The organism is Sulfurovum iocasae (assembly GCF_047716765.1).
Taxonomy (GTDB): Bacteria; Campylobacterota; Campylobacteria; order Campylobacterales; family Sulfurovaceae; genus Sulfurovum.
Genome location: NZ_CP180410.1, coordinates 1,281,232 through 1,301,410, shown reverse-complemented (window position 1 = coordinate 1,301,410; position 20,179 = coordinate 1,281,232). Strand labels below are relative to the sequence as shown.

At 36.5% G+C, this 20,179-nt stretch carries 26 protein-coding genes; 7 read left to right on the top strand and 19 right to left on the bottom strand.

All coding sequences use genetic code 11. The features are described 5' to 3' along the window. The first annotated feature begins 3 nt into the window (after positions 1–3). Positions 4–462: a hypothetical protein gene (locus ACLHDG_RS06340; RefSeq protein ID WP_415408165.1), complete on the top strand. Its 459-nt coding sequence runs from the start codon at positions 4–6 to the stop codon at positions 460–462. Positions 463–533: 71 nt separating this feature from the next. Here ACLHDG_RS06340 and ACLHDG_RS06335 read toward each other — a convergent pair whose 3' ends face one another. Further along, positions 534–1,175, bottom strand: coding sequence for a class I SAM-dependent methyltransferase (locus ACLHDG_RS06335; RefSeq protein ID WP_415408164.1), 642 nt, complete (start codon positions 1,173–1,175; stop codon positions 534–536). Positions 1,176–1,239: 64 nt separating this feature from the next. On the opposite strand from ACLHDG_RS06335, the gene ACLHDG_RS06330 reads away from it, so the two are divergent. Beyond that, positions 1,240–2,340 (top strand): TRAP transporter substrate-binding protein, encoded by a 1,101-nt coding sequence (locus tag ACLHDG_RS06330; RefSeq protein WP_415408163.1) that lies wholly within the window; start codon positions 1,240–1,242, stop codon positions 2,338–2,340. A gap of 14 nt (positions 2,341–2,354) precedes the next feature. Here the strand turns inward: ACLHDG_RS06330 and ACLHDG_RS06325 are convergent, their stop codons facing one another. The 4 genes from ACLHDG_RS06325 to fabI form a co-directional block, all read right to left on the bottom strand. Then, on the bottom strand, positions 2,355–3,134 hold the full coding sequence (locus ACLHDG_RS06325) for a hypothetical protein (protein WP_415408162.1): 780 nt from the start codon (positions 3,132–3,134) through the stop codon (positions 2,355–2,357). Positions 3,135–3,217: 83 nt separating this feature from the next. Then, entirely contained in the window at positions 3,218–3,535 is a 318-nt protein-coding gene (locus ACLHDG_RS06320) for a hypothetical protein (protein ID WP_415408161.1), read from the bottom strand. A 35-nt stretch (positions 3,536–3,570) separates the two neighbouring features. Continuing rightward, positions 3,571–4,341 carry a 23S rRNA (guanosine(2251)-2'-O)-methyltransferase RlmB gene (rlmB, locus tag ACLHDG_RS06315; RefSeq protein WP_415408160.1) on the bottom strand — a complete coding sequence of 257 codons (771 nt, stop codon included), beginning with the start codon at positions 4,339–4,341 and terminating at the stop codon, positions 3,571–3,573. A 3-nt stretch (positions 4,342–4,344) separates the two neighbouring features. Continuing rightward, complete coding sequence (fabI, locus tag ACLHDG_RS06310) at positions 4,345–5,172, bottom strand: enoyl-ACP reductase FabI (RefSeq protein WP_415408159.1); 828 nt, start codon at positions 5,170–5,172, stop codon at positions 4,345–4,347. A gap of 181 nt (positions 5,173–5,353) precedes the next feature. On the opposite strand from fabI, the gene ACLHDG_RS06305 reads away from it, so the two are divergent. After that, the gene (locus ACLHDG_RS06305; RefSeq protein WP_415408158.1) at positions 5,354–5,845 is read left to right on the top strand and encodes an asparaginase domain-containing protein; all 492 of its coding nucleotides are present in this window, start codon (positions 5,354–5,356) and stop codon (positions 5,843–5,845) included. Positions 5,846–5,916: 71 nt separating this feature from the next. Beyond that, the gene (locus tag ACLHDG_RS06300) at positions 5,917–6,267 is read left to right on the top strand and encodes a hypothetical protein (RefSeq protein WP_415408157.1); all 351 of its coding nucleotides are present in this window, start codon (positions 5,917–5,919) and stop codon (positions 6,265–6,267) included. A 10-nt stretch (positions 6,268–6,277) separates the two neighbouring features. On the opposite strand, the gene queC is transcribed toward ACLHDG_RS06300, so the two are convergent. Beyond that, positions 6,278–6,943, bottom strand: a complete 666-nt coding sequence (gene queC, locus ACLHDG_RS06295; protein ID WP_415408156.1) for a 7-cyano-7-deazaguanine synthase QueC — start codon at positions 6,941–6,943, stop codon at positions 6,278–6,280. Positions 6,944–7,024: 81 nt separating this feature from the next. Here queC and ybeY point away from each other — a divergent pair, with 81 nt between their 5' ends. Further along, positions 7,025–7,462 carry an rRNA maturation RNase YbeY gene (gene ybeY / locus ACLHDG_RS06290; protein WP_415408331.1) on the top strand — a complete coding sequence of 146 codons (438 nt, stop codon included), beginning with the start codon at positions 7,025–7,027 and terminating at the stop codon, positions 7,460–7,462. A gap of 19 nt (positions 7,463–7,481) precedes the next feature. Further along, the gene (locus ACLHDG_RS06285; RefSeq protein ID WP_415408155.1) at positions 7,482–8,414 is read left to right on the top strand and encodes a calcium/sodium antiporter; all 933 of its coding nucleotides are present in this window, start codon (positions 7,482–7,484) and stop codon (positions 8,412–8,414) included. A gap of 20 nt (positions 8,415–8,434) precedes the next feature. Here ACLHDG_RS06285 and mrdA read toward each other — a convergent pair whose 3' ends face one another. The 11 genes from mrdA to ACLHDG_RS06230 all read right to left on the bottom strand — a co-directional run bounded on the left by mrdA (position 8,435) and on the right by ACLHDG_RS06230 (position 16,794). Beyond that, complete coding sequence (gene mrdA / locus ACLHDG_RS06280) at positions 8,435–10,369, bottom strand: penicillin-binding protein 2 (protein ID WP_415408154.1); 1,935 nt, start codon at positions 10,367–10,369, stop codon at positions 8,435–8,437. Continuing rightward, complete coding sequence (locus tag ACLHDG_RS06275) at positions 10,366–10,821, bottom strand: hypothetical protein (protein WP_415408153.1); 456 nt, start codon at positions 10,819–10,821, stop codon at positions 10,366–10,368. Before ACLHDG_RS06275 ends, mrdA begins: the two co-directional genes overlap by 4 nt. Before the next feature lie 16 nt (positions 10,822–10,837). Next, positions 10,838–11,302 (bottom strand): N-acetyltransferase, encoded by a 465-nt coding sequence (locus tag ACLHDG_RS06270; RefSeq protein ID WP_415408152.1) that lies wholly within the window; start codon positions 11,300–11,302, stop codon positions 10,838–10,840. Next, entirely contained in the window at positions 11,299–11,937 is a 639-nt protein-coding gene (gene yihA, locus ACLHDG_RS06265; RefSeq protein ID WP_415408151.1) for a ribosome biogenesis GTP-binding protein YihA/YsxC, read from the bottom strand. The genes ACLHDG_RS06270 and yihA overlap by 4 nt, the downstream gene beginning before the upstream one ends. After that, a complete protein-coding gene (gene lptA / locus ACLHDG_RS06260; RefSeq protein ID WP_415408150.1) occupies positions 11,934–12,398 on the bottom strand; it encodes a lipopolysaccharide transport periplasmic protein LptA in 465 nt (154 codons plus the stop codon). Before lptA ends, yihA begins: the two co-directional genes overlap by 4 nt. 42 nt (positions 12,399–12,440) lie before the next feature. Beyond that, positions 12,441–12,953, bottom strand: coding sequence for a hypothetical protein (locus ACLHDG_RS06255; protein WP_415408149.1), 513 nt, complete (start codon positions 12,951–12,953; stop codon positions 12,441–12,443). After that, positions 12,944–13,441 (bottom strand): KdsC family phosphatase, encoded by a 498-nt coding sequence (locus ACLHDG_RS06250; RefSeq protein WP_415408148.1) that lies wholly within the window; start codon positions 13,439–13,441, stop codon positions 12,944–12,946. Before ACLHDG_RS06250 ends, ACLHDG_RS06255 begins: the two co-directional genes overlap by 10 nt. Next, positions 13,438–14,010: an imidazoleglycerol-phosphate dehydratase HisB gene (hisB, locus tag ACLHDG_RS06245; protein WP_415408147.1), complete on the bottom strand. Its 573-nt coding sequence runs from the start codon at positions 14,008–14,010 to the stop codon at positions 13,438–13,440. Before hisB ends, ACLHDG_RS06250 begins: the two co-directional genes overlap by 4 nt. 11 nt (positions 14,011–14,021) lie before the next feature. After that, the gene (locus tag ACLHDG_RS06240) at positions 14,022–14,807 is read right to left on the bottom strand and encodes a septal ring lytic transglycosylase RlpA family protein (RefSeq protein ID WP_415408146.1); all 786 of its coding nucleotides are present in this window, start codon (positions 14,805–14,807) and stop codon (positions 14,022–14,024) included. A gap of 111 nt (positions 14,808–14,918) precedes the next feature. After that, positions 14,919–16,013 (bottom strand): transglycosylase SLT domain-containing protein, encoded by a 1,095-nt coding sequence (locus ACLHDG_RS06235; protein WP_415408145.1) that lies wholly within the window; start codon positions 16,011–16,013, stop codon positions 14,919–14,921. Positions 16,014–16,023: 10 nt separating this feature from the next. Then, entirely contained in the window at positions 16,024–16,794 is a 771-nt protein-coding gene (locus ACLHDG_RS06230; protein WP_415408143.1) for a TatD family hydrolase, read from the bottom strand. A gap of 129 nt (positions 16,795–16,923) precedes the next feature. On the opposite strand from ACLHDG_RS06230, the gene ACLHDG_RS06225 reads away from it, so the two are divergent. Continuing rightward, on the top strand, positions 16,924–17,616 hold the full coding sequence (locus ACLHDG_RS06225; RefSeq protein WP_415408141.1) for an Hpt domain-containing protein: 693 nt from the start codon (positions 16,924–16,926) through the stop codon (positions 17,614–17,616). Here ACLHDG_RS06225 and ACLHDG_RS06220 read toward each other — a convergent pair. Then, positions 17,613–19,142 carry an AAA family ATPase gene (locus tag ACLHDG_RS06220; protein WP_415408139.1) on the bottom strand — a complete coding sequence of 510 codons (1,530 nt, stop codon included), beginning with the start codon at positions 19,140–19,142 and terminating at the stop codon, positions 17,613–17,615. The two genes, ACLHDG_RS06225 and ACLHDG_RS06220, sit on opposite strands and share 4 nt — an antisense overlap. Continuing rightward, positions 19,139–20,008 carry an NAD(+)/NADH kinase gene (locus tag ACLHDG_RS06215; protein ID WP_415408137.1) on the bottom strand — a complete coding sequence of 290 codons (870 nt, stop codon included), beginning with the start codon at positions 20,006–20,008 and terminating at the stop codon, positions 19,139–19,141. Before ACLHDG_RS06215 ends, ACLHDG_RS06220 begins: the two co-directional genes overlap by 4 nt. Between the last annotated feature and the right edge of the window lie 171 nt (positions 20,009–20,179).

Sequence of the window (20,179 nt, the reverse complement as noted above, 5' to 3'; positions counted from 1 at the left end):
ATCATGATAAGCATTAAACCTATCCGATCAAAAATACTATTATTCACAGTTGCTAGTGTTTTCTTTTCCATATTTATTGCATTCAACTTTGTCATAGATAAAATGGAGGAGACTGCAAAACAAGCCGCAGTTCTGGTAAGTGCAAAACATACGAAAAATACACTCACCCTAAAAGCAAAACACAAAAGATCAATTGCACAATTAAAACTAAAACACAAAAAAGATATTGCAAAAATCAAGATGAAACAACGCTCTAAGGCAAAAATTCAACGGACTGTTGCCGCTATTCCTATTGCAGGGGTAGCTTTTCTTGCAGTTTTCGAAAAACTAGAGTTTGATGACTGGAAGAGTGATCACCCAAATGGAACATTTATAGAATATTCTGATGAAATTACTCAAACTGTAAATGAACTATTTATGGAAGAGTATCAAGAGTACAGAAAGTATTATGAAAATTTTTAAAATTAAAGATCAGGACATTAATTAACAATATTTTTCAACCTGTACATCCAGCAAACTGCAAATATTGAATATTATACGTATTTCCTAATCACCACTATATTCTTCCCATTATCCCCCACAAATTCACATCCGTATATCTCACATAAAACCCTAAAAGTTTGAGCAGTAAAAAAGACAATATGTGTTGGGTCTTGGTGGTAGTACCACTTTTTAAATGCTTCTATATCATTAGGATGAAACTGTGTTTGCAGGGCTAAATACCCACCCTCTACCAATCGCTCCAACAGACTTTCAAATACTTCTCTAGGTTGATGTAAATGTTCGAATACTTCTGTAGATACAATAAGTTGATATTTTTTACTATCACTAAGTATATCAGGATGATAGATGGGATCATAATAGTCACAGTCAATACCTTCTTTATCAAGTAACGACGCCAGCAGAGAGCTTCTACCACAGCCAAAATCAAGTGCGGTATTTGGTTTGCCCACAAGAGGAAGTGTGAAATCTAAAAAACGTTGAAAGTAGGCTTGATAGCCCTCATCATTTTCATCATTCTCATGAAGGTTGTAACGCTCTTTTTGTGTAGAGAAGTCCTGATGGTGTTCATGAGACTTGAAAATATACTCACATGTTTCACAATAACCATACTCAATGCTCGTTTTTTCATCTATGAAACCAGAACACTCTTTACTACAAATATGACAGATCAAATTTACCCCTTTACAACGTATGTTATGTTACTATTTAATCAATTAATGCAAGGACGATTTTAAGATGAAAAGAAGAGATTTTATAACCAATACAGCTATAGGGGCTACAGTCTTAGCACTGAGTGGATGCCATAGAGCTGAAGAAAAAATAGCTGAAGGTACCTCTGCCAACATTAATAGAGGTAAAAAAGTCACCCTAAAACTTGCTACTTCATGGCCTGCACATTTTCCCATCATGGGAACAGGAGTTGATACTTTTGCCAAACGTTGTTTTGAACTCAGTGGAGGAAGCCTTGAGATAAAAGTCTATGCAAAAAATATCCTAGTCCCTGCTCTTCAAGTCTTTGACTCTACTTCCGCAGCACAGATAGATGCTTTCCACTCTGGGGTCTATTACTGGAAAGGGAAGAACCCTGCTTTTTCCATCTTCGGAGGGATGCCTCTTGGGCTTACAAGTGAAGAGATGATCACTTGGATGAAGTTTGGTGGTGGGTATCAGCTTTGGCGTGAGCTTTATGGTAAGTTCAACCTCTACCCTCTCATAGGTGGTACTACAGGTCCTCAAATGGGTGGTTGGTTCAAAAAAGAGATCAACTCTCTGGCTGACCTTAAAGGTCTGAAGATGCGTATTCCCGGTCTTGGTGGAGAAGTGATGAAAAAGCTTGGTGTTAACCCAGTACTGCTACCTGCAGGAGAGATATACACTTCGCTTGAACGTGGAACCATAGATGCTACAGAATGGGTAGGACCGGCACTCGACAGCATGATGGGCTTTGCCAAAGCCGCACCATACTACTACACAGGATGGCATGAACCCGGTTCCATCTTGGAAATTACTTTCAACAAAGCCAGATGGGAGAAACTAAGTGCTGAACATCAAGCCATTATCACCGCAGCCAGTGAAGAGATGACAAATACTATGCTTCAAGAGTTCCGCTACAAAAATGCTAAAGCCCTGCAAGAACTTCCAAAAAGTGTACAGATAAAAACATTCCCTAAAGAGATGATGGATGCAGCAAAAATTGCTCTGAATGAAGTACTAGTAGATGAAAGTGCTAAGAGTGATGATTTTAAACGTGTGTTAAAGAGTTATGAAGATTTCGTGAAGATAAATAAGCCTTGGGATGATATCTCTACCAAGAACTTTTTAGAGATCAGAGGGTAACCCCTCTAAATCTGTTACATATCCCAGAATGGGAATAAAAACTCAAGTTGTTCATCAGTTAAAATACTGATAGTATCAGAGATACAGTTAAGATGTGCTCTTGTTGCTTCTGCTTTGAGTTTAGCTACATTATCTACTTTAGCGTATACACTCTTAGGTTCTTCACCATCTACCATTGCTTCAATAATTTCTGCTTCTAAAACCTTAACTTGTTTCTTGACCTTCATCACTGCACTCATTGTCTCTTTACGCACAACAAGCAGTTTCTCTTTCTGCGCTTCACTTAAACCCAGTAAAGCCTTGTCCCAATTTTGCAAAAGAACCTTTGTCATATGAGGTAATCTTGACTGGTTGATAAGAAATGGTGAGTTTATTAATGCACTTATTTTATCATTTCTCTGGATCTCTTTGATCATTCCAACAAACTTTTCTGCGGGATAATTATCGATCATATACTCTGCGATCGTTACCAAGTCTTGCTCTGATACCTTACCTTTAAGTGATGGCATGACTCCAAACTTTTGTACTTTATTGGATTCACAAACTGATTTTGCTGCTGCCGGATCTTGCGTATAATCGACAATAAAATCTTTGATATCTTTTTTCTTCTTTATATCCAGTTTAATATGAAACATCACCGCATCCATTGCTGGAGCTTTCAATGTGGGTATCATATCAGGTGTTGGTGAAGTCAACATATGACATGAGGCACAGTTTGCTTTGATAAGTTCAGCTCCATTGCCCGCAAACAATATAGTACCGGTGAGAGATAGAAGTAATAACATTCTTTTCATACGAATAAAATCCTTTTTATAATTTAAAAATAAATTATAGTATTTAAGTGTTAATTCAATATGAATTACATATTCAACTATTTTTACTTTTTCCCTATCTCATCCACACTTTTATCTATCTCACTTATGAAACTTTCTATCTTTTTACCAAAATCTTCAATGAAATTTTTGGTTTTTTCCAAATCAATATTGATATTTTCTTTATCTATCTTAATACCCACATTTTCAGACATATCTACTTTACCCTCAGAGATATCCTTTTGAATATTTCGAGCAGCTGTTTCAAATGTTTGCTTTAAAGTGTTAAAAAAGTCTTTGGTTTGGTTGATATCTATATTGATTTTATTATCATCAATATCTATACCTAGTTTAGAAAAAAGGTCTTTATTTTGCTCTGCCATAGTAACTCCTTATATAGTATAAGAAGTATAGCATATTATAAAAAGGCCAGTAGAGAAGCTGTCACCGCTACATTTAGAGACTCAACACCACGTTGCATAGGTATGGCTATGTTTTCATCACAAAGAGCTTCTACAGGCTTACTAACACCTTCACTCTCATTACCCAGTACAAAGATGGTTTTATCACTATAGGCTTGTTTTTTATAGCTTTGGGAAGCATGAGAAGAGAGTGTGTAAAGGCTAGCACCCTCTTTTTTAAATGATTCCAGTGTTTTTTTAAGATTTGTTGTTTTAATGATAGGCATTTTAAAGAGTGTACCGGCACTTGCTTTGATCACAAGTGGTGATATCTGTGCAGCTCCTTTTGTAGGAAGCAAGACAGCATCCACATTTCCAGCAGCACAAGAGCGAATGATCATCCCTAAGTTCTGAGGATTGGTTACCCCATCAAGTGCAATAATACGATAACTTTTATTGGAATCCTTAAAGCTCTTTTCATCTCCAAAATGCTCTAAAACAATGTCAAGTGCCACTCCCTGGTCTTGTTTGGCATTTTTAGAAATACGTGAGAGAGATTGCTTATCGTGGTAGACTACTTTTATATCTCTTTTTTTAGCGATGCTTTTCATCTGTTCAAGCACAGAAGCATCTTTGTTTGACTTGGAGAGATGCAGCTTATGTATAACAATAGCCTCATCTTCAAGTGCTTCCATCACGGCATTACGACCATAGATAGTCAGCACTTTATCGAAAAAAGCTTTTTTTGCCAAGTACTCAGCAGAGTCCTCTTTAGTATATTCTTGCATCAATTATTTAGATTCGCCGTTCCAAGCAATATGCGGTTTACCCTCATCATCAAACTCAACAGCTGGCATACCCATTATATTGTATCCGGCATCTACATAATGTACTTCACCCGTTACTCCAGAACTTAAGTCTGAAAGCAGATACATACCTGAATTTCCCACCTGGTTGATGGTTACATTCTCTTTGAGTGGTGCATGAGCTTTGTTCCATTTAAGCATAAAAGCAAAGTCACCTATACCGGCAGCTGCGAGTGTTTTGATAGGACCTGCAGAGATAGCGTTGACTCTGATACCATCTCTTCCAAGATCTTCAGCAAGATATTTTGTTGTCATTTCCAGAGCTGCTTTCGCCACACCCATAAGGTTATAATTAGGGATATATTTAACACCGCCATAGTAAGTAAGCGTAAGTACAGAAGAGCTTGTAGAAAGAATAGGTTTCAACTCTCTTACGATCTCGATGAGTGAATAAACAGAAATATCCATCGCCACATCAAATGCCTCTTTGGAAATATCTACAAAACGGCCACTCAGTCCCTCTTTAGGGGCAAAAGCAATAGAATGCACGATAAAATCTATCTGACCCATATCTTTTTCAAGAGAAACCTTGAGTGCTTTGATCTCTTCAGGATTACTTACATCACAAGGGTAGAGTCTCGCTCCACACTCCAGATCTTCTGCGATAGGCGCTAATTTTTGTTCAAATCTTTCGTTGAGAAATGTAATAGCCATCTCGGCCCCCTGCTCTTGACACGCTTTTGCTATACCATAGGCAATAGACTTTTTGTTGGCGATGCCTAAAATGACACCTTTTTTGCCTTTCATTATCATACTGTTACTCTCCAAGAATTAATTTCATTATTTTATCATGATTGAGATAGAATATAAGACAAATTATCCAAAATTATGCAATAGAAATGATAAAAACAGTGTTTATGCTTGTATTTAGGGTGTTTGTAGAAAATTTGAATTTAACCCAAAGGTTAGGCGATGATTCAAATCAAGGTTATAAATGCGAAAAATACTCATTATTAGCACAGGGGGCACCTTTAACAAGGTATATAACCCACTTAATGGAGAACTTGTCATAGATGAAAAATCTAAAGCTTTGGATGAAATAGCATCCAAATGGCTCTGCAAATTTGAGACTATCAACATTATTGGAAAAGACAGCCTAGATATCAGCAATCCGGACAGATTACTACTTTTAGCTACCATTAATCATTCAAAACATGATGATATTATCGTGATACACGGAACAGATACTATGAACAGTACTGCTGCATATTTAGCAGATGCTGATATAGATAAACGTATTGTCCTTACAGGAGCTATGGTACCCTACTCCATAGACCCTGTAGAAGCTACAGCAAATCTAGCTTCTGCTTTTGGATACCTGCAAACATTAAAAGATGATGGTGTCTACATATCGATGCATGGTAAGTTTGGCTCCTATACTAAAATATTAAAAGATAAAAAAAATGGTAAATTCATACATAAATAAATTGTATTTTAATTCATTTTGATATACTTATTAACAAATATTTTAATATACTTAGCAAACAAAGGCATAAAATGAAAATAAAATTATTAATTGTAGCACTTGCAGGATTGATCTTTGCGGGGTGTACTAACTCTGGTGCTTCACTTAGCCCATCAACAAGTTATCAGAAACCAACACCTCAAAAAGAAGAACGTTTTCATAAAACCATGAAAGAAGTTGCACTAAGCACGAGAGACAATCCGAAATATAATAGAATGGCTTTAGAAACACCAGAAAAAAAAGAGTGGTTTAAGACACTGATGTATCGTTTATGGGATAGACAGATAACCAGAAGTCAATTTATATCTGAAGGATTAGCAAAATATCCTACACATCAATATGAATTTACATTTATCGCCAACGGCTTTCAACAGCGTTCATAAATAATGAACCCTATTGATATGCAATAGGGTCTTTCACTCCTGCTTTTTCAAAACCACGTAAACGCAATCTACAACTGTCACATACACCACATGCTTTCACTTCATCCTGATAACAGCTCCAAGTATCTTTTAGTGGAACACCTAAATCCAAAGATCTCTGTACAATTTCACTTTTCTTCAATGCTACAAGAGGCATTTTTATTTCTAAATCAGTTTCCTCTTTTGTTCCCATATTGATCGCTTTTTGCATCTGTTCAATGTAACTCTCTCTACAGTCAGGGTATCCGCTGCTGTCTTCTTCAACTACACCTATGAAAAGCGCCTCTGCTGCATGTTTTTCTGCTACTGCAGCTGCTATAGAGAGAAAAATACCATTTCTAAAAGGAACATAGGTAACAGGGACACCCTCTTCAACTCCTCCTGTAGGGATATCTATACTCATATCCGTTAAAGCTGATGCACCGATCTGTTCAAAGAAACCTAAGTCAACTTCATAAGACTTTTTTGCACCTATATCTTTAGCGATCTTCCGAAAGCACTCCAATTCTTTGGTTTGCGTACGTTGTCCATAATTAAAATGTAAAGCAATGATCTCATACCCCTCTTTTTGTGCCATTTTGGCACTCAAAGCACTATCCATACCCCCTGAAATAATACAAACTGCTTTTTTATTCATGATAGTATGTTCCTTTACTCCCAAATTTGGGTTATATTTACTGCCATTTTACCAAGATTTGGGTAAACTTCGGGCATGAAGATCATAGACTTAGAGAATCAAACCAGCCTACCTGTAGATATCGATGGACTTGAAAAAATAGCCCAAAGTCTTACAACCAAAGAGATAGAACTTATTATCACAGATAATAAGACTATACAAGAGCTCAATCAGGAACACAGAGGCAAGGACAAACCAACAGATGTACTGAGTTTTCCTATGGATGCTCCTTTTACGGAACAATCTATCTTTGGTATGCCTTTGGGATCGATCGTGATCTCCGCAGATTTTGTGAAAGAAAAAGCAGATGAGTTTGGACATACGAAACAAGATGAACTCTCATTGCTTTTCATTCATGGATTACTTCATCTTCTCGGCTTTGATCATGAAACAGATGATGGTGAGATGAGAACCAGAGAAAAAGAGATCATTGAGGTATGTGATCTACCTTCAAGTCTTATAGTAAGAACCGGTCACTAATTTACAGTTAAGGAAATCAATGAATTTTGTTATTTTTGTTATCGCCATGGGCGTTTTGATCTGGGGTGCGGATCTACTCATCAATCAAAGTGAGCGTATCGCTTTAAAATTTAAGATCCCAGAGTTTATCATCGGAGCAACACTTATAGCCCTAGGTACATCTTTACCTGAAATGGCAGCAAGTATAGCTGCAAGTATGAATGGTAAGCCGGATATTGCCATAGCCAATGTCATAGGAAGTAATGTACTCAACATCACCCTGGTACTGGCAACTGTTTTCATTATTTCTAAAAATATAAATCCGGCAAGAGATTTTTTTGCCAAAGACAGTACATGGGCTTTAGTTCCTGTTCTTGTCTTTATTCTTATGATACTTGATGGCATGATCTCCAGATTTGATGCTGCACTTTTACTCCTTTTAATGGGAGCCTATCTGCTCTTTTTACTTCAAGATGCCAAGAATATCCCTGAAGAGGATCTGGAAGATCTTGATGAAAGTACTTTTTCATGGACAAAAGTCATACCAGTTCTCTTTGGTGGATTCATTCTTGTGATCGTTGGTGCACACTTTACAGTAGAGAGTGCTTCTGAGATCGCTAGAGATTTTGGGATCAGTGAATGGATCATTGGTATTATTATGATCTCTTTGGGAACCTCTCTTCCTGAGTTGGTTGTCAGTATTTCTGCTGCCATGAAGGGGAAAGTTGATATGGCCATAGGAAACATCATTGGTTCAAACATGGCAAATACAACAGTAGTACTGGGTGCAGCAGCCCTGGTAAATCCTATGGCTATCAATGCACCTATGTATCTCTTTGATATCGCTACGATGATCGTGGCTACACTGCTACTTGTATTTATTACCGCAAACAAACTTTATAATAAATCTGCGGGAATAAGCTTGGTCATTATTTTAGGATTATTTTTAAATAACACAATACAAAGTATGTAACGTATTCAGAGGGTTCTATATTAAAAGAAATCTGCGTGTGAAGTCTCTACCTTTGGTTTTGACTTTACTCTCTTTTTCTTAACTGACACAACCTCATTATCTACATCTATTTTGTTAGATACATTTTGCTCTTTATTTTCACTTACATCTTCTGGTTTCTTTTTGAAATATCCATTTTTATAAAGCCACTTATAAATATCTGCAGCAATAGGTCCCGATGTACTTCCTCCATGTCCACCATGTTCTACCAATACTGTCACAATGTATTGCGGGTCATCATAAGGTGCGTATGTAGTGATCCATGCATGTGATCTGTGATAATATGCCAACTCTGATTCTTTTAAGCGATTTATGGTCGATTGTGGTATAGAAGTAACCTGTGAAGTTCCTGTTTTCCCGGCAACAATTATAGGTAACTTACTCATCGTTTTAAAAGCAGTTCCCCCTAGTGTATTACAGACGTCATACATCCCTTTTCTAATATCGTTTAAATAATATGGGTTGAACTTCATCGGAACAACTTTTCTCTTGATAGGTTCTCCATTCACTATTCTTGCGATACTTGGTGTTACAAGATTAGACGTTGCCAGAAGAGAAGTATATCTGGCTACCTGTAAAGGAGTCACAAGGTCATAACCTTGTCCTATAGCGGCAATAACCGTTTCTCCCATGTACCATGTCTGTTTGAAACGTTTCATTTTCCATGCTTTATCCGGCATAACACCATTGTATTCTTTTGGTAAATCTACACCTGTTTTAACCCCTAATCCAAAGGATCTAAGATTTTTTGCCATCGCATTAATGCCCACTTTTAAACTTTTATTATAAAAATAAACATCACAACTCTCTCGAATAGCTTTACGTAAATCTACAGTACCATGTCCATGCTTTTTCCAGCATCTAAATTTATGTGTACTCTTACCCAATGTAATATGCCCATTACAGTATTCTGAGCTTGCTAAAATATTGGGTTGTGCTTTTTCAAAGGCTAGTGCCATACCCATCTTTATAGCTGAACCCGGAGGATAGGTTCCATGAATAATTTTATTGGTAAAAGGATGTGCAAGATCTTGTTGAAGGGCTTTCCATTCTTTAGAGCTGATCCCACCCACAAAAAGGTTTGGATCATAAGAAGGGTAACTAACTGCAGATAAGATCTCACCATTGGTTCTCATCACTATGGCAACACCTGTTGCTTCACCAAATCGTTCATATATCATTTGCTGTAGATTGATATCTATATTGAGCTGAAGATTTTTATTGTCTTGCGGTAATTTCTTTTCCAGTACATCTATCGCTTTATTGGTTGCTGTTACTTTACTGACTTCATAACCCAACTCTCCCTCTAAAACACTATTGTAATATCTCTCTAAACCACTTTTACCTATCTTTCCAACTTCCTTAACTACAGGGTCTTTCTCATTCTCTTTTTTATTTGATCTTCCCGTATAACCGACAATATGGGCACCATACTTTCCGTAAGGATAGTAACGTTTTGTTTCAGCCTCTATCTTGATCTCTTTATGTAAACTCAATTTAGGATAGGCACCCATCATATCAGGATAATGAATAAAATCCACTACTTTAATAAACGCATGATTATAGGGAGAATTGTGCTTTTTATATACTTTCATCATGATGGTTTTATTGAGATCAGGAAAAGTCTCTACAAGTTTATCAACGATGACTTCGAGTTTATTCTTTTTTCCCTCATCTTTTTTTACTTTTAGATGGGGTACGATAGAGATAGAAAAACCTATCTGATTCATAGCAAGAAGATTACCGTTAAGATCACTTATTTCACCCCTGACCGGCTTAATAAAGCGTTTTCTCTCTATATTGTCTTTCGCCAATCCTTCATAATAAAAATTGGATTTAATGCTTACATGATACAGTCTGGCTATCATCACACCCCAAAAGAGTAAAAAAATAGCTATTACGATCTTATATCTCATAGTATCACCACGATCAGGAGATCAACAATAAGTGAATAGAGCAATATATTGTCTAACACAATACTATTGGTTTGAAAAATAAAGTCATAAGACAATAAAGATCCTAAATATACTGCATCTATGAGTAATACACTTAATACCGGTCTACAGATCCTACATTTACGAAAGTAAAGTAAAGAGTGATAAAAAAGAACATACACAAGCAGTGACGAAATAAAAATCAGGAAAAAAGGTAAAGAGAGATTCACTTCAAGATTGATAAAATAGATGATCGCTACAAAAATATAACGTGTTTTACCTTTCTCAATACCCTGTATAAAAACATACCCCATAACCCCTATAAGCAGTGGTAAAAAAACATAAATAGAGATGAGCATCGGGTAAAATACTATAAACAGAAGTACTGATGACCAAATGAAAGCAAAATATAAAGATCTGTTTAATTTATCCATATATTATACTCGATCCTTAGGATAATTTATAGACCAGGGCTATTTCATTGCATACAGGAAAGTGGATACATTTAATACAATCAGCCCAAATTTTATGTTCATGTATCGCCTCTTTATTGATTTCATTAAACCCAAGTTTTTCGAAGAAAGCGGGTAAATACGTCAAAACAAGTACCTCTTCTTCTACGCTTAATGCTTTCGCTTCTTCCAAAGTAAACTCAACAATTTTTTGTCCGATCTTTTGTCCACGGTATTTTTCATCTACAATGAGACTTCGTATCTCTGCAAGTCGTTTAGAATGCACATGAAGTGCTGCATAACCTACTAACCTTTCTCCCTCTTTAGCGAGGACATATGAACGTATATTGGTTGCCACTTCATCTTCGCTACGGTTCAGGATGACACCTTCTTTTACTTCTGAAGCTACCAGTACTTGCATAGCAGAAATATCACTCAGTTTTGCTTTTACAAGTTCAATCACTCTTTTGCCTCACCCTGCTTTTTAACTTCATTCTCTACACCAAAAATAGTTTGAAGTATCTCATAGTGTACCCTGTCATGTCCGTTTTTTTTAAGATTTGAAACTGTAATTGAACCTGGGAATTCTCTTTTGAGTTTTGCACGTTCTTTTTGATTGAGTTTATCTATCTTGGTGAAAACTGTCAAGTACCGCTGATCGGGACGAATAAACTCTGAAATATACTCTTCCACATCATCATCGATCTTGGCATGAGGATGCCGTGCATCACGCAGATGAATAAAAAGTCGTATGGAGACACGATGCTGTATGAACTCTACCAGGTTTTTCTGCCATACTTCTTTAAGTGTCTTAGAGACTTTTGCATATCCAAACCCAGGCAGATCCACAAAACGAACAGGATAGCTTGTTTCGTTATATAAATAACGGGTTTCAAAAAAGTTAATAAGCTGCGTTTTTCCTGGAGTGGCTGAACTCTTAGCCAGGTTCTTTCTTTGCGTAAGTGAATTAAGTGTAGAGCTTTTACCTACATTTGAACGACCTAAAAAAACGACTTCACTCATATCTTCAGGTAAAGAGTCTGCAATGCTTTGTGCTGACTTGATAAACTCTGCTTCTACAACACGTGGTGTACTCATTTTTTTTCCTCTATATCAAAGATGAACTTTACGGGTTTTTTCTTATTGCCTTTAACATTCGCATTACCCGTTACCATATCAAGTGTGATCTCGTCACCATTGACATGACGTTTATTTATCAGATCATCCATGACTGCTTTCCCTGTTAAAATATATAGTGATTTTGCAGGATAATAGGTTACTTTGTCAGCACTGCCTTTATAAAAACTTTCTTCTTTTTTAAATTCAAAAGTCACGGAACCTATAGCTTCATACATTTTAGTTTCATTATTTTCATCAAAATAAACAATGACTTTATCTCCATGCAGCCAACTTTTTAACTGTTTGATCTTTACATTACCAATAAAATGCACCTCTTTTTTCAGATCCTCTGCTTTCATAGAATCAGAAGTTACTTCTACTTTTTCAGCAAAAAGAATAATAGAGATAGCAATAAAAAGTATAATTTTTAGAAATTTCAATAAAAAACCTTTGTAAAATATAAATATGATTATATCATCATATTACTTTTCAGCTGTATAAACAACCGCATCAATTCTCTTTCCAAAAGCCTCTTTCTTCTGAGTATCATAACGCAATGTATAGCCATGTATTATATTTTTATCCATTATCCCGGTGAAAGCAGAAGTAATATTAAGAATTTTTGTTTTTTTATCATAAACAGCATGTTGGGCACTATAGTCATAACCTTCTTTTTGATTTACTGTGATATTGCCATCTAAATATAGTTTGTCACCTTTATAAGTACCTTTTTTTGCACGAAGTAATTCTATATTTTTTGTATGGTATTTGAGGTTATGCAAAGTTAAAACTCCTGCATCACGTATACCGTAGGTACCAAAAGCCCTACTCTGCATAGTAGCTGTATCTACTTCTATAAATGTTGTATTGGTAAATTCCAGCTCTTTGGTAAAAAGTTTTCCATCAGTAGACTTATGGGTAAACTTCACCATCAATGCTCCTGATAAAATAGCTACAATTACTACAATGATCAGTGTTTCTAATTTTAATCCCATAGCTCCAAATACTTCTCTTCAAGCCCCTCTTTGATGATAAGGTGTTCTATCATCTCTCTGACAGCACCATCCCCACCTTTTTTAGAAAGAATAACTGTTGCTATCTTATCTACATAAGCACTGGCATCTCTGGGAACAAATGAAATTTTTGCTGATCTCAACATCTGCAGATCATTTAGATCATCACCAATAGCCGCAACATTTTCCATAGTAAGATCAATTTTTTCCAAAAGCGCTTCCAGCACCTCTTTTTTATTGTGGATACCCTGATAAAAATGTTCTATATGCAACTCTTTAGCACGACGCGCTACGATACTCGAAGATCGGCCAGTGATGATCGCCACTTGTTTCCCAAGCTTTCTCCAACTGGCAATTGCCAATCCGTCTTTCACATTAAATGACTTGATCTCATCCCCATTTTCACTATAGGTGATGTGACTGTCCGTCATCGTACCATCTACATCCAGTACTATTAATTCTATACTCACAGTACACCCTTCGTACTTGGGATACCCGCATTTTCATTAAGTGTAACTGCCCTACGAAGTGCTACAGCAAGTGCTTTAAATGCCCCTTCTATAATATGGTGCTTGTTTTTACCACGGTTATATATAAGGTGAAGCGTAAGTGGCAGATTAAAGGCAAAAGCTCTAAAAAACTCTTCTACCAACTCCACATCAAACTCCCCGACTTTTCCACCTATAGGGAGCTCATACACAAGAAAACCACGGTTAGAGAGGTCAATATCACAGGTAATACTTGCTTCATCCATCACTACGGTGGCATTTCCGAAACGCTCTATGCTTTGCACAGGATAGATGGCCTTTTTAAGCGCTTGTCCGATGACTATACCTACATCTTCTACACTGTGATGGTCATCTATATGTGTATCTCCTGTACACTTCACTTCCAGGTCAATATGCGCATGTTTTGTAAACGCTTCCAGCATATGGTCAAAAAAACCTACGCCCGTGTTTATTTTAGCTTCACCCTTGCCATAAAGGTTTAGCTTGACTGAAATTTGTGTCTCTTTTGTTTCTCTTGTTACTTCTATCATTGATTTTCCTCTTAATTTCTTACGATAAATGCACCTGCTAGGTCATTACTGTTTTTAAAGTCTCTTGCTTCATCTTCAGATCCAAACCCCATAAGCCAAACACGATATAAAGGTTCTCCATCTACATCAGAGAATTTCTTGATGACAGTCTTATACCTAGGATATAAGCTTGTATGCTTTCTTTTATAAATTTGAGCTCCCTCATAACGTCTAAATGCACCCACTTGTACACCAAAGTTGCTCAATCTTACACGTGTCTGAGTATGTGTACGTTTACGCTTTGCTATCGTAGCGGCAGACTGTACTTTACCTGCAAATCCAACTACTTGTATATCTACCTTTGCAATACCCATTCTATCCAGCCCTATCTCTTTACCTGCGGTGTAACTACAGTCAATAATACGTCCTCGTACAAAAGGACCTCTGTCATTGATACGCACAATAGTACTTTTTCCATTTTGGAGGTTCTTTACCTTTACCATGGTATCCATAGGCCATGTTTTATGTGCAGCTGTTCTGGCATGCATATTATAACGTTCACCATTACTGGTATATTTTCCATGGAAATTCGGTCCGTACCAACTGGATATACCCCGCATCACTTGTCCAACTTCAACAAAAGTCGGATGATAACGTTTACCCCGTACATTATAAGAGCGCATGGTTGATTTATGTCGTGCTGCACTCGTGTATTTCGTAGGCTTAATGACACCTTTACGCTTTTGAGAGCACCCTGTTGTAAAAAATACCAAGGTTAACATCATCATAAACATTAAAATAGTTATTGGTCTTTTCATTGAGCCTCTTGATGTTATAAATATTAGCTAATATTATCACTTTATTTGACTTTATTTTTGCTTGCTTCAATTTTTTGTTTTCTATTCACTTCGTACGGTAATAAAAGATTCTTAATCTGTTAGGGTTTCTTCAAATAACCCTTGACTCACAGGAATCACTAAAAGTGTATCAAGTATAAGGAAATCATCATTCAACTGATTGGCTGCCTTTATCTCTTCGGTACAACTATGATACTGTTTGGCAATACTTTCAAGCGTTTCTCCTAAGCTAACATAATGTGAGATCAAATGAGGCTTAATAGACTTTTTCTCTTCTGGAAGTTCGTATCGTAAATAGAAAGCTACCATTTTCTCTTCAGGGATCGTTATCTTATAAATAGGTTTTTTCTTAGGCACTATTGCATTTTTAAACTGTTTATTTAAAGCTATCAATCGTGATGGTTTCATCTCTATTAATTTAGCTAATTCTCTAAGCTTTGTACCACCAAGTACCTCTACTTGCAAAATATCATCTGTAGATAAATTGTGCCCTGAACCAAAGTCAAGTGTCATACTTTCACCTATCATAGCTACAAGTAAGATCTTTTTAATATATTCTCTTGTTTCCAAAGGTAAGTATTTATCTCTGTCATCAACAAGTATGGAAAGTTCATCACTACCCGCTTTTTTAATGGCTTTTTCAAGACGACCTTCACCACAATTATATGCCATAGCCGCAAGATACCATTTTCCAAATTGACGGTGAAGTTTACTCAAGTAGTTTATCGCTGCATTTGTAGAGCTTATGGGATCACAACGTTCATCAAAACTGTTATACACAGAAAGATTGTAGTGTTTTGCTGTTGCAGGCATAAATTGCCATAACCCTACCGCTTTTTTAGGTGAAACAATGGCTGGAGAGAAACCTGACTCTACCATAGAAAGATAGATAAAAAGATCGGATAGTCCATCATCCATCAGGTATCCCTTCATCATAGGCAAGAGGTCTTTACCTCTATTCAATGAACGTTTATAAAATGCTGTGATCTTTTTTTCATTTTGCAGGACGAACCGTTCAAAATCAGCATCATAGATATAAGCTTCATCTACGCCGAATTCAGCAAAAACATATGCATAACTTGGATATTTATCCACGATAGAGAGTGAAAAAGAGTATGATGATATCAACATCATAAGTAAGATGATTTTCATAAAACTCTTTTTCATATGATCCTCTTTAAATACCAAAAAGCTTAGTGCTGTTTAGTGTAGTTATCTGTTCCATTTCAAGTCTGGAAACAGAGCTTAATTCAGACATTTTATCAGCCACAAAAGTCGTAAATGAAGGTTCATTACGCTCACCACGGTGAGGATGTGGCGTAAGATAAGGTGCATCAGTTTCTATGAGAAGTCTATCTTGTGGTATTTTAGGATACACATTAATAAGCTTCTTGGCATTTTTAAAAGTCAAAACGCCACCGATACCATAATAGAAATTCCTATCTGCAAGTTTTAACAAGGACTCATCTGCATTGTAGCAATGTAAAACACCCCCCTCTTTTCCTGCATATTTCTCCAGTAATTCCAAACAGTCTGCACTAGACTCTCTTATATGTATGATCAGTGGTTTTTGCAACTCTTTTGCCCAAAGTATTTGATCTATAAAAACTTCTTTTTGCAGTTTCTTTTCAGCATCTAGATCTTCTTGGTTTTCAGGTAACCTGTAGTAGTCCAGTCCACACTCGCCTATCGCAACACATTTTGGATGTTTCACAAACTGTTCAAGGTAACTTCTATCATAATTTTGAGCATCATAAGGGTGCACACCTACAGCAAAATAGACTGAATCATACAATTGGGATATCTCAACCGCTCTTTCCAAACTCTTTGGATCAGCACCGGGGATGATGAACTTCTCCACACCCTGCTGTTTGGCATTTTCTAAAATCTCATCAAGATCATCATTATATCTTGCATCATCTAAGTGACAATGTGTATCTACTATCATCTCTACCCTATATTTTTTAATTAGAAGATTCTATTATAGCAAAATCTATCATTAATCTCATTATTGTGAACCTTTCTCTAATCTTAAATAAGATATAGTTAATTATATTATAAACTATAGGGTGTGTCTATGATCGGTTATATCATCATTTCTGTCTTTGTATTAATACTTATTTTATTTGTATATATTGAATATAAAAATGAAAAAAAGTATCAGGAAGAGAGACGTCAAAAACGTCAAAATGTTAAAAAAGAAGAAAAAAAACCTGTAATAAAACCTAAAAAAGTACCAAGTGCAAAAGAGTTAGAAGAAAAAGAAGTACAAGAAAAAAGGGCAGAACAAAAGAAGAGACTTGAGGAACAAAGACTCCAAGAACAAAGACTTGAAGAACAAAGACTTGAAGAAAAAAGACTCCAAGAAAAAAAGTTGGAACCAGAGTTAACTCCTAAACCTGTAGTCACGGAAAAGCCAAAAACCATTGCAATTTCTTTAGGAAAATATCCAAAATTTGATCATTCACGTCTGTTGGAAATGGGGCTTTCAGAAGAAGAAGCTAAAGAGTTTGTAGCAGAACTAATCCCTCAAATTGAGACACAAATACCACTTATCAAAGAAGCAATGGCAATCTCAGATTTTCATAATATGGAACGACTGATACACAGTATTAAGGGTTCATCGACAACTGTCGGAACAGGTGGTGTTTCAGACCTTTTGGTTGACTACAATACCTATCTCAAAACAGGTACAGAACTTGCCATAGCAGAAGCTTATTTGGAACAGTTAAAACATTATTGTGAAGAGTTAAAAGAGCAATACGCTTAAACTCTTAGACGTTTTGCAAATTCAAGTGCTTGGGAAGTCGGATTTTCTCCACCGATAATACGGGCGATCTCCTGTACCCTACCCTCATCATTCAGTATTTCTACTTTACTTAATATCCCCTCTTTAGTCACCACAATATGTTGATCAGCCTGAGCAGAGAGATGTGGTTGATGTGAGATGGCAAATATCTGATACACACGTGAGAGTTTTGCTATCATCGTAGCAATAGCGATAGACTCATCACCACTTACATTGGCATCTATCTCATCAAGTATAAGTACACCTTTACTTTGACTTATATTATTTATGCTTGCAGCCATCAATGCCAAACGGACACGGTTGAATTCACCACCACTGAGTGTAGCCATTTTTGAACTGCCCAGTGTTACTTCTGCTTTATCTATGCCTCGTTCATCTAAAGAGATAGATTCAAAAACAAAGGAAAGTGCCGGTAACTTAAGTGTTTCAAGATATTCTCTCAACAGACTTTCCAATACTAAGGATTCCTGCTGTCGTGACTGAGAAAGCCTGCTTCCAATAATAGTAAGTTCGGTAAATTCCAGTGCTAAAAAGGACTCTAACATACTTTTGTCCTGCTCTATATTCTGATAGCCTGAAAGCTCTTCTTTTTTAGCTTCTTTATATGCCAAAGCCTCTTCTATGGAACCATAACGATTTTTAAGTGTAGTCAAATCACTTAAGCGGTCCAATACTTCTTCTACATTCACCTCTTCGAGCTCATCGGCCAGTGTCTCAGTATCTTCAAAGTCTGCTCTTAGCTGATTCATCATCTCAGAGAAAGCCGAAGTATCTTTATCTAAAAGGCGATATACTTCTTCCACAGAGCTTTCACAGGCAAATATCTCAGAAGCACTATTTAAAGCATCTTTTATCTTATCTATACGCGAAAGCTGCTGCTTGACTTTAAGTAGTTCCTCCTCCTCATCAGGTTGGGGGTTGATACGTTCTATTTTCTCTACTTCGTAAGTAGCAAATTCTATGAGTTCTGCCAGCTTAACTTCATCTTCTTTTATCTTTGCAAGTTCTGCTGCTTTGGTTTTATAATTTGCATAACGTTTCTTATACTCTTTAAGCAACTTTTTGTATATTTTGTCCTTAGCTACTAAACTGCTGTCTATCATTTCCAAGAGTGACTCTGAATCAAAACCTCCTTTGTCACGGACAGAAAGATATTTTACATAAGGAGAAAAGAGTTCAGCCAATACTTTCTTAGAGATATTTTGCCCCTCTATAAAGTAACGAAGTTTCTCTTTTTTAAGTGTTTTGATGGTTAGATCATCTTCAAGCTTATAGGCATCACTCTGCAGGCCAGCTGGTTTAAGCAAATTCACTTCACATAAAGATGCTGCTCCTTGCGTAGTGTGTCCAAAACTGGAGAGTATGGCAGACATAAGTACCGACTTTCCTGCACCACTTGGTCCGGTAAGTACTACCAGTCCTTTATCAAATTCCAACTCTACTTCATCGAAAGTAACAAGTTCACGTAAATATAGACGCTCTATCAATGCTTATCACCCCAAGAGAGTTTGTCTCTTAATACAGAAAAGTAATTACGTTCTTTTCTATGTAAAAGTTTTGCACCTGTTTTTGCACCCTGTATTCTCAAGACGTCTCCTTCATGCATTTCATAATGATCCTGACCGTCTATCACAGCAATGACTTTTTCACTTGGTGAACCCAATTCAATAGTAAAGTCAGCAGGCACGACCAAAGGTCTTTGATTTGTAAGGGAATGGGCAGAAACGGCTGTCATGATAAAAGCTTGCGTAAGAGGATACATGACAGGTCCACCCGCTGCCAAGTTATAGGCAGTAGAACCTGTAGGTGTAGATATGATAAGACCATCTCCCCTATACGTATTGAACCACTCTCCATCTATGGATGCATTTATTTTTACCATTTTAGAGATGACCGGTCGTGTAAGCACTACATCATTTAATGCAAAAAATGGTTGTTTGCTTCCCTTTTTTGTTGTTATACAGCCTTCCATCATCATACGATTATCGATCCTATATTCACCTTCCAGCAATTGATCTAAAAAATTATCTACATCATCGATGGTAATATCTGCTAAAAACCCAAGGGTCCCTGCATTGATACCCACAACAGGTTTATCAAAACCATAACTGCGACGTACCAATGATAGCAGTGTACCATCCCCACCAAGAGAAACAAGAAAGTCTGATTTTTCACACATCTTCTCAAAAGGCAAGCCTTCCAGCCCTATCATCTCAGCTGAATTCTGACCAACTAAAACAGCGATACCTTTAGCTTCAAACTGTGCTTTTATCTTCTCATACAAAGGTTTTATCTCTGGTGCATTGGGTTTGAGTATAAACCCTGCTGTTTTGATCTGTGCTAATTTTTCCAAAGTATGGTACTCCATTTGTTTGATTAATAGTAGATTAGCATAAATGTACTTTATATTCTGTTTTCATGTCATATTGTCATATTTTTAGAAATAAATGATATTTTTCTCTACTAATATCGTAGGTTTTCTAAGTCAAATTGTATATACTAGCAAAATTAAATTCTAGGAGAG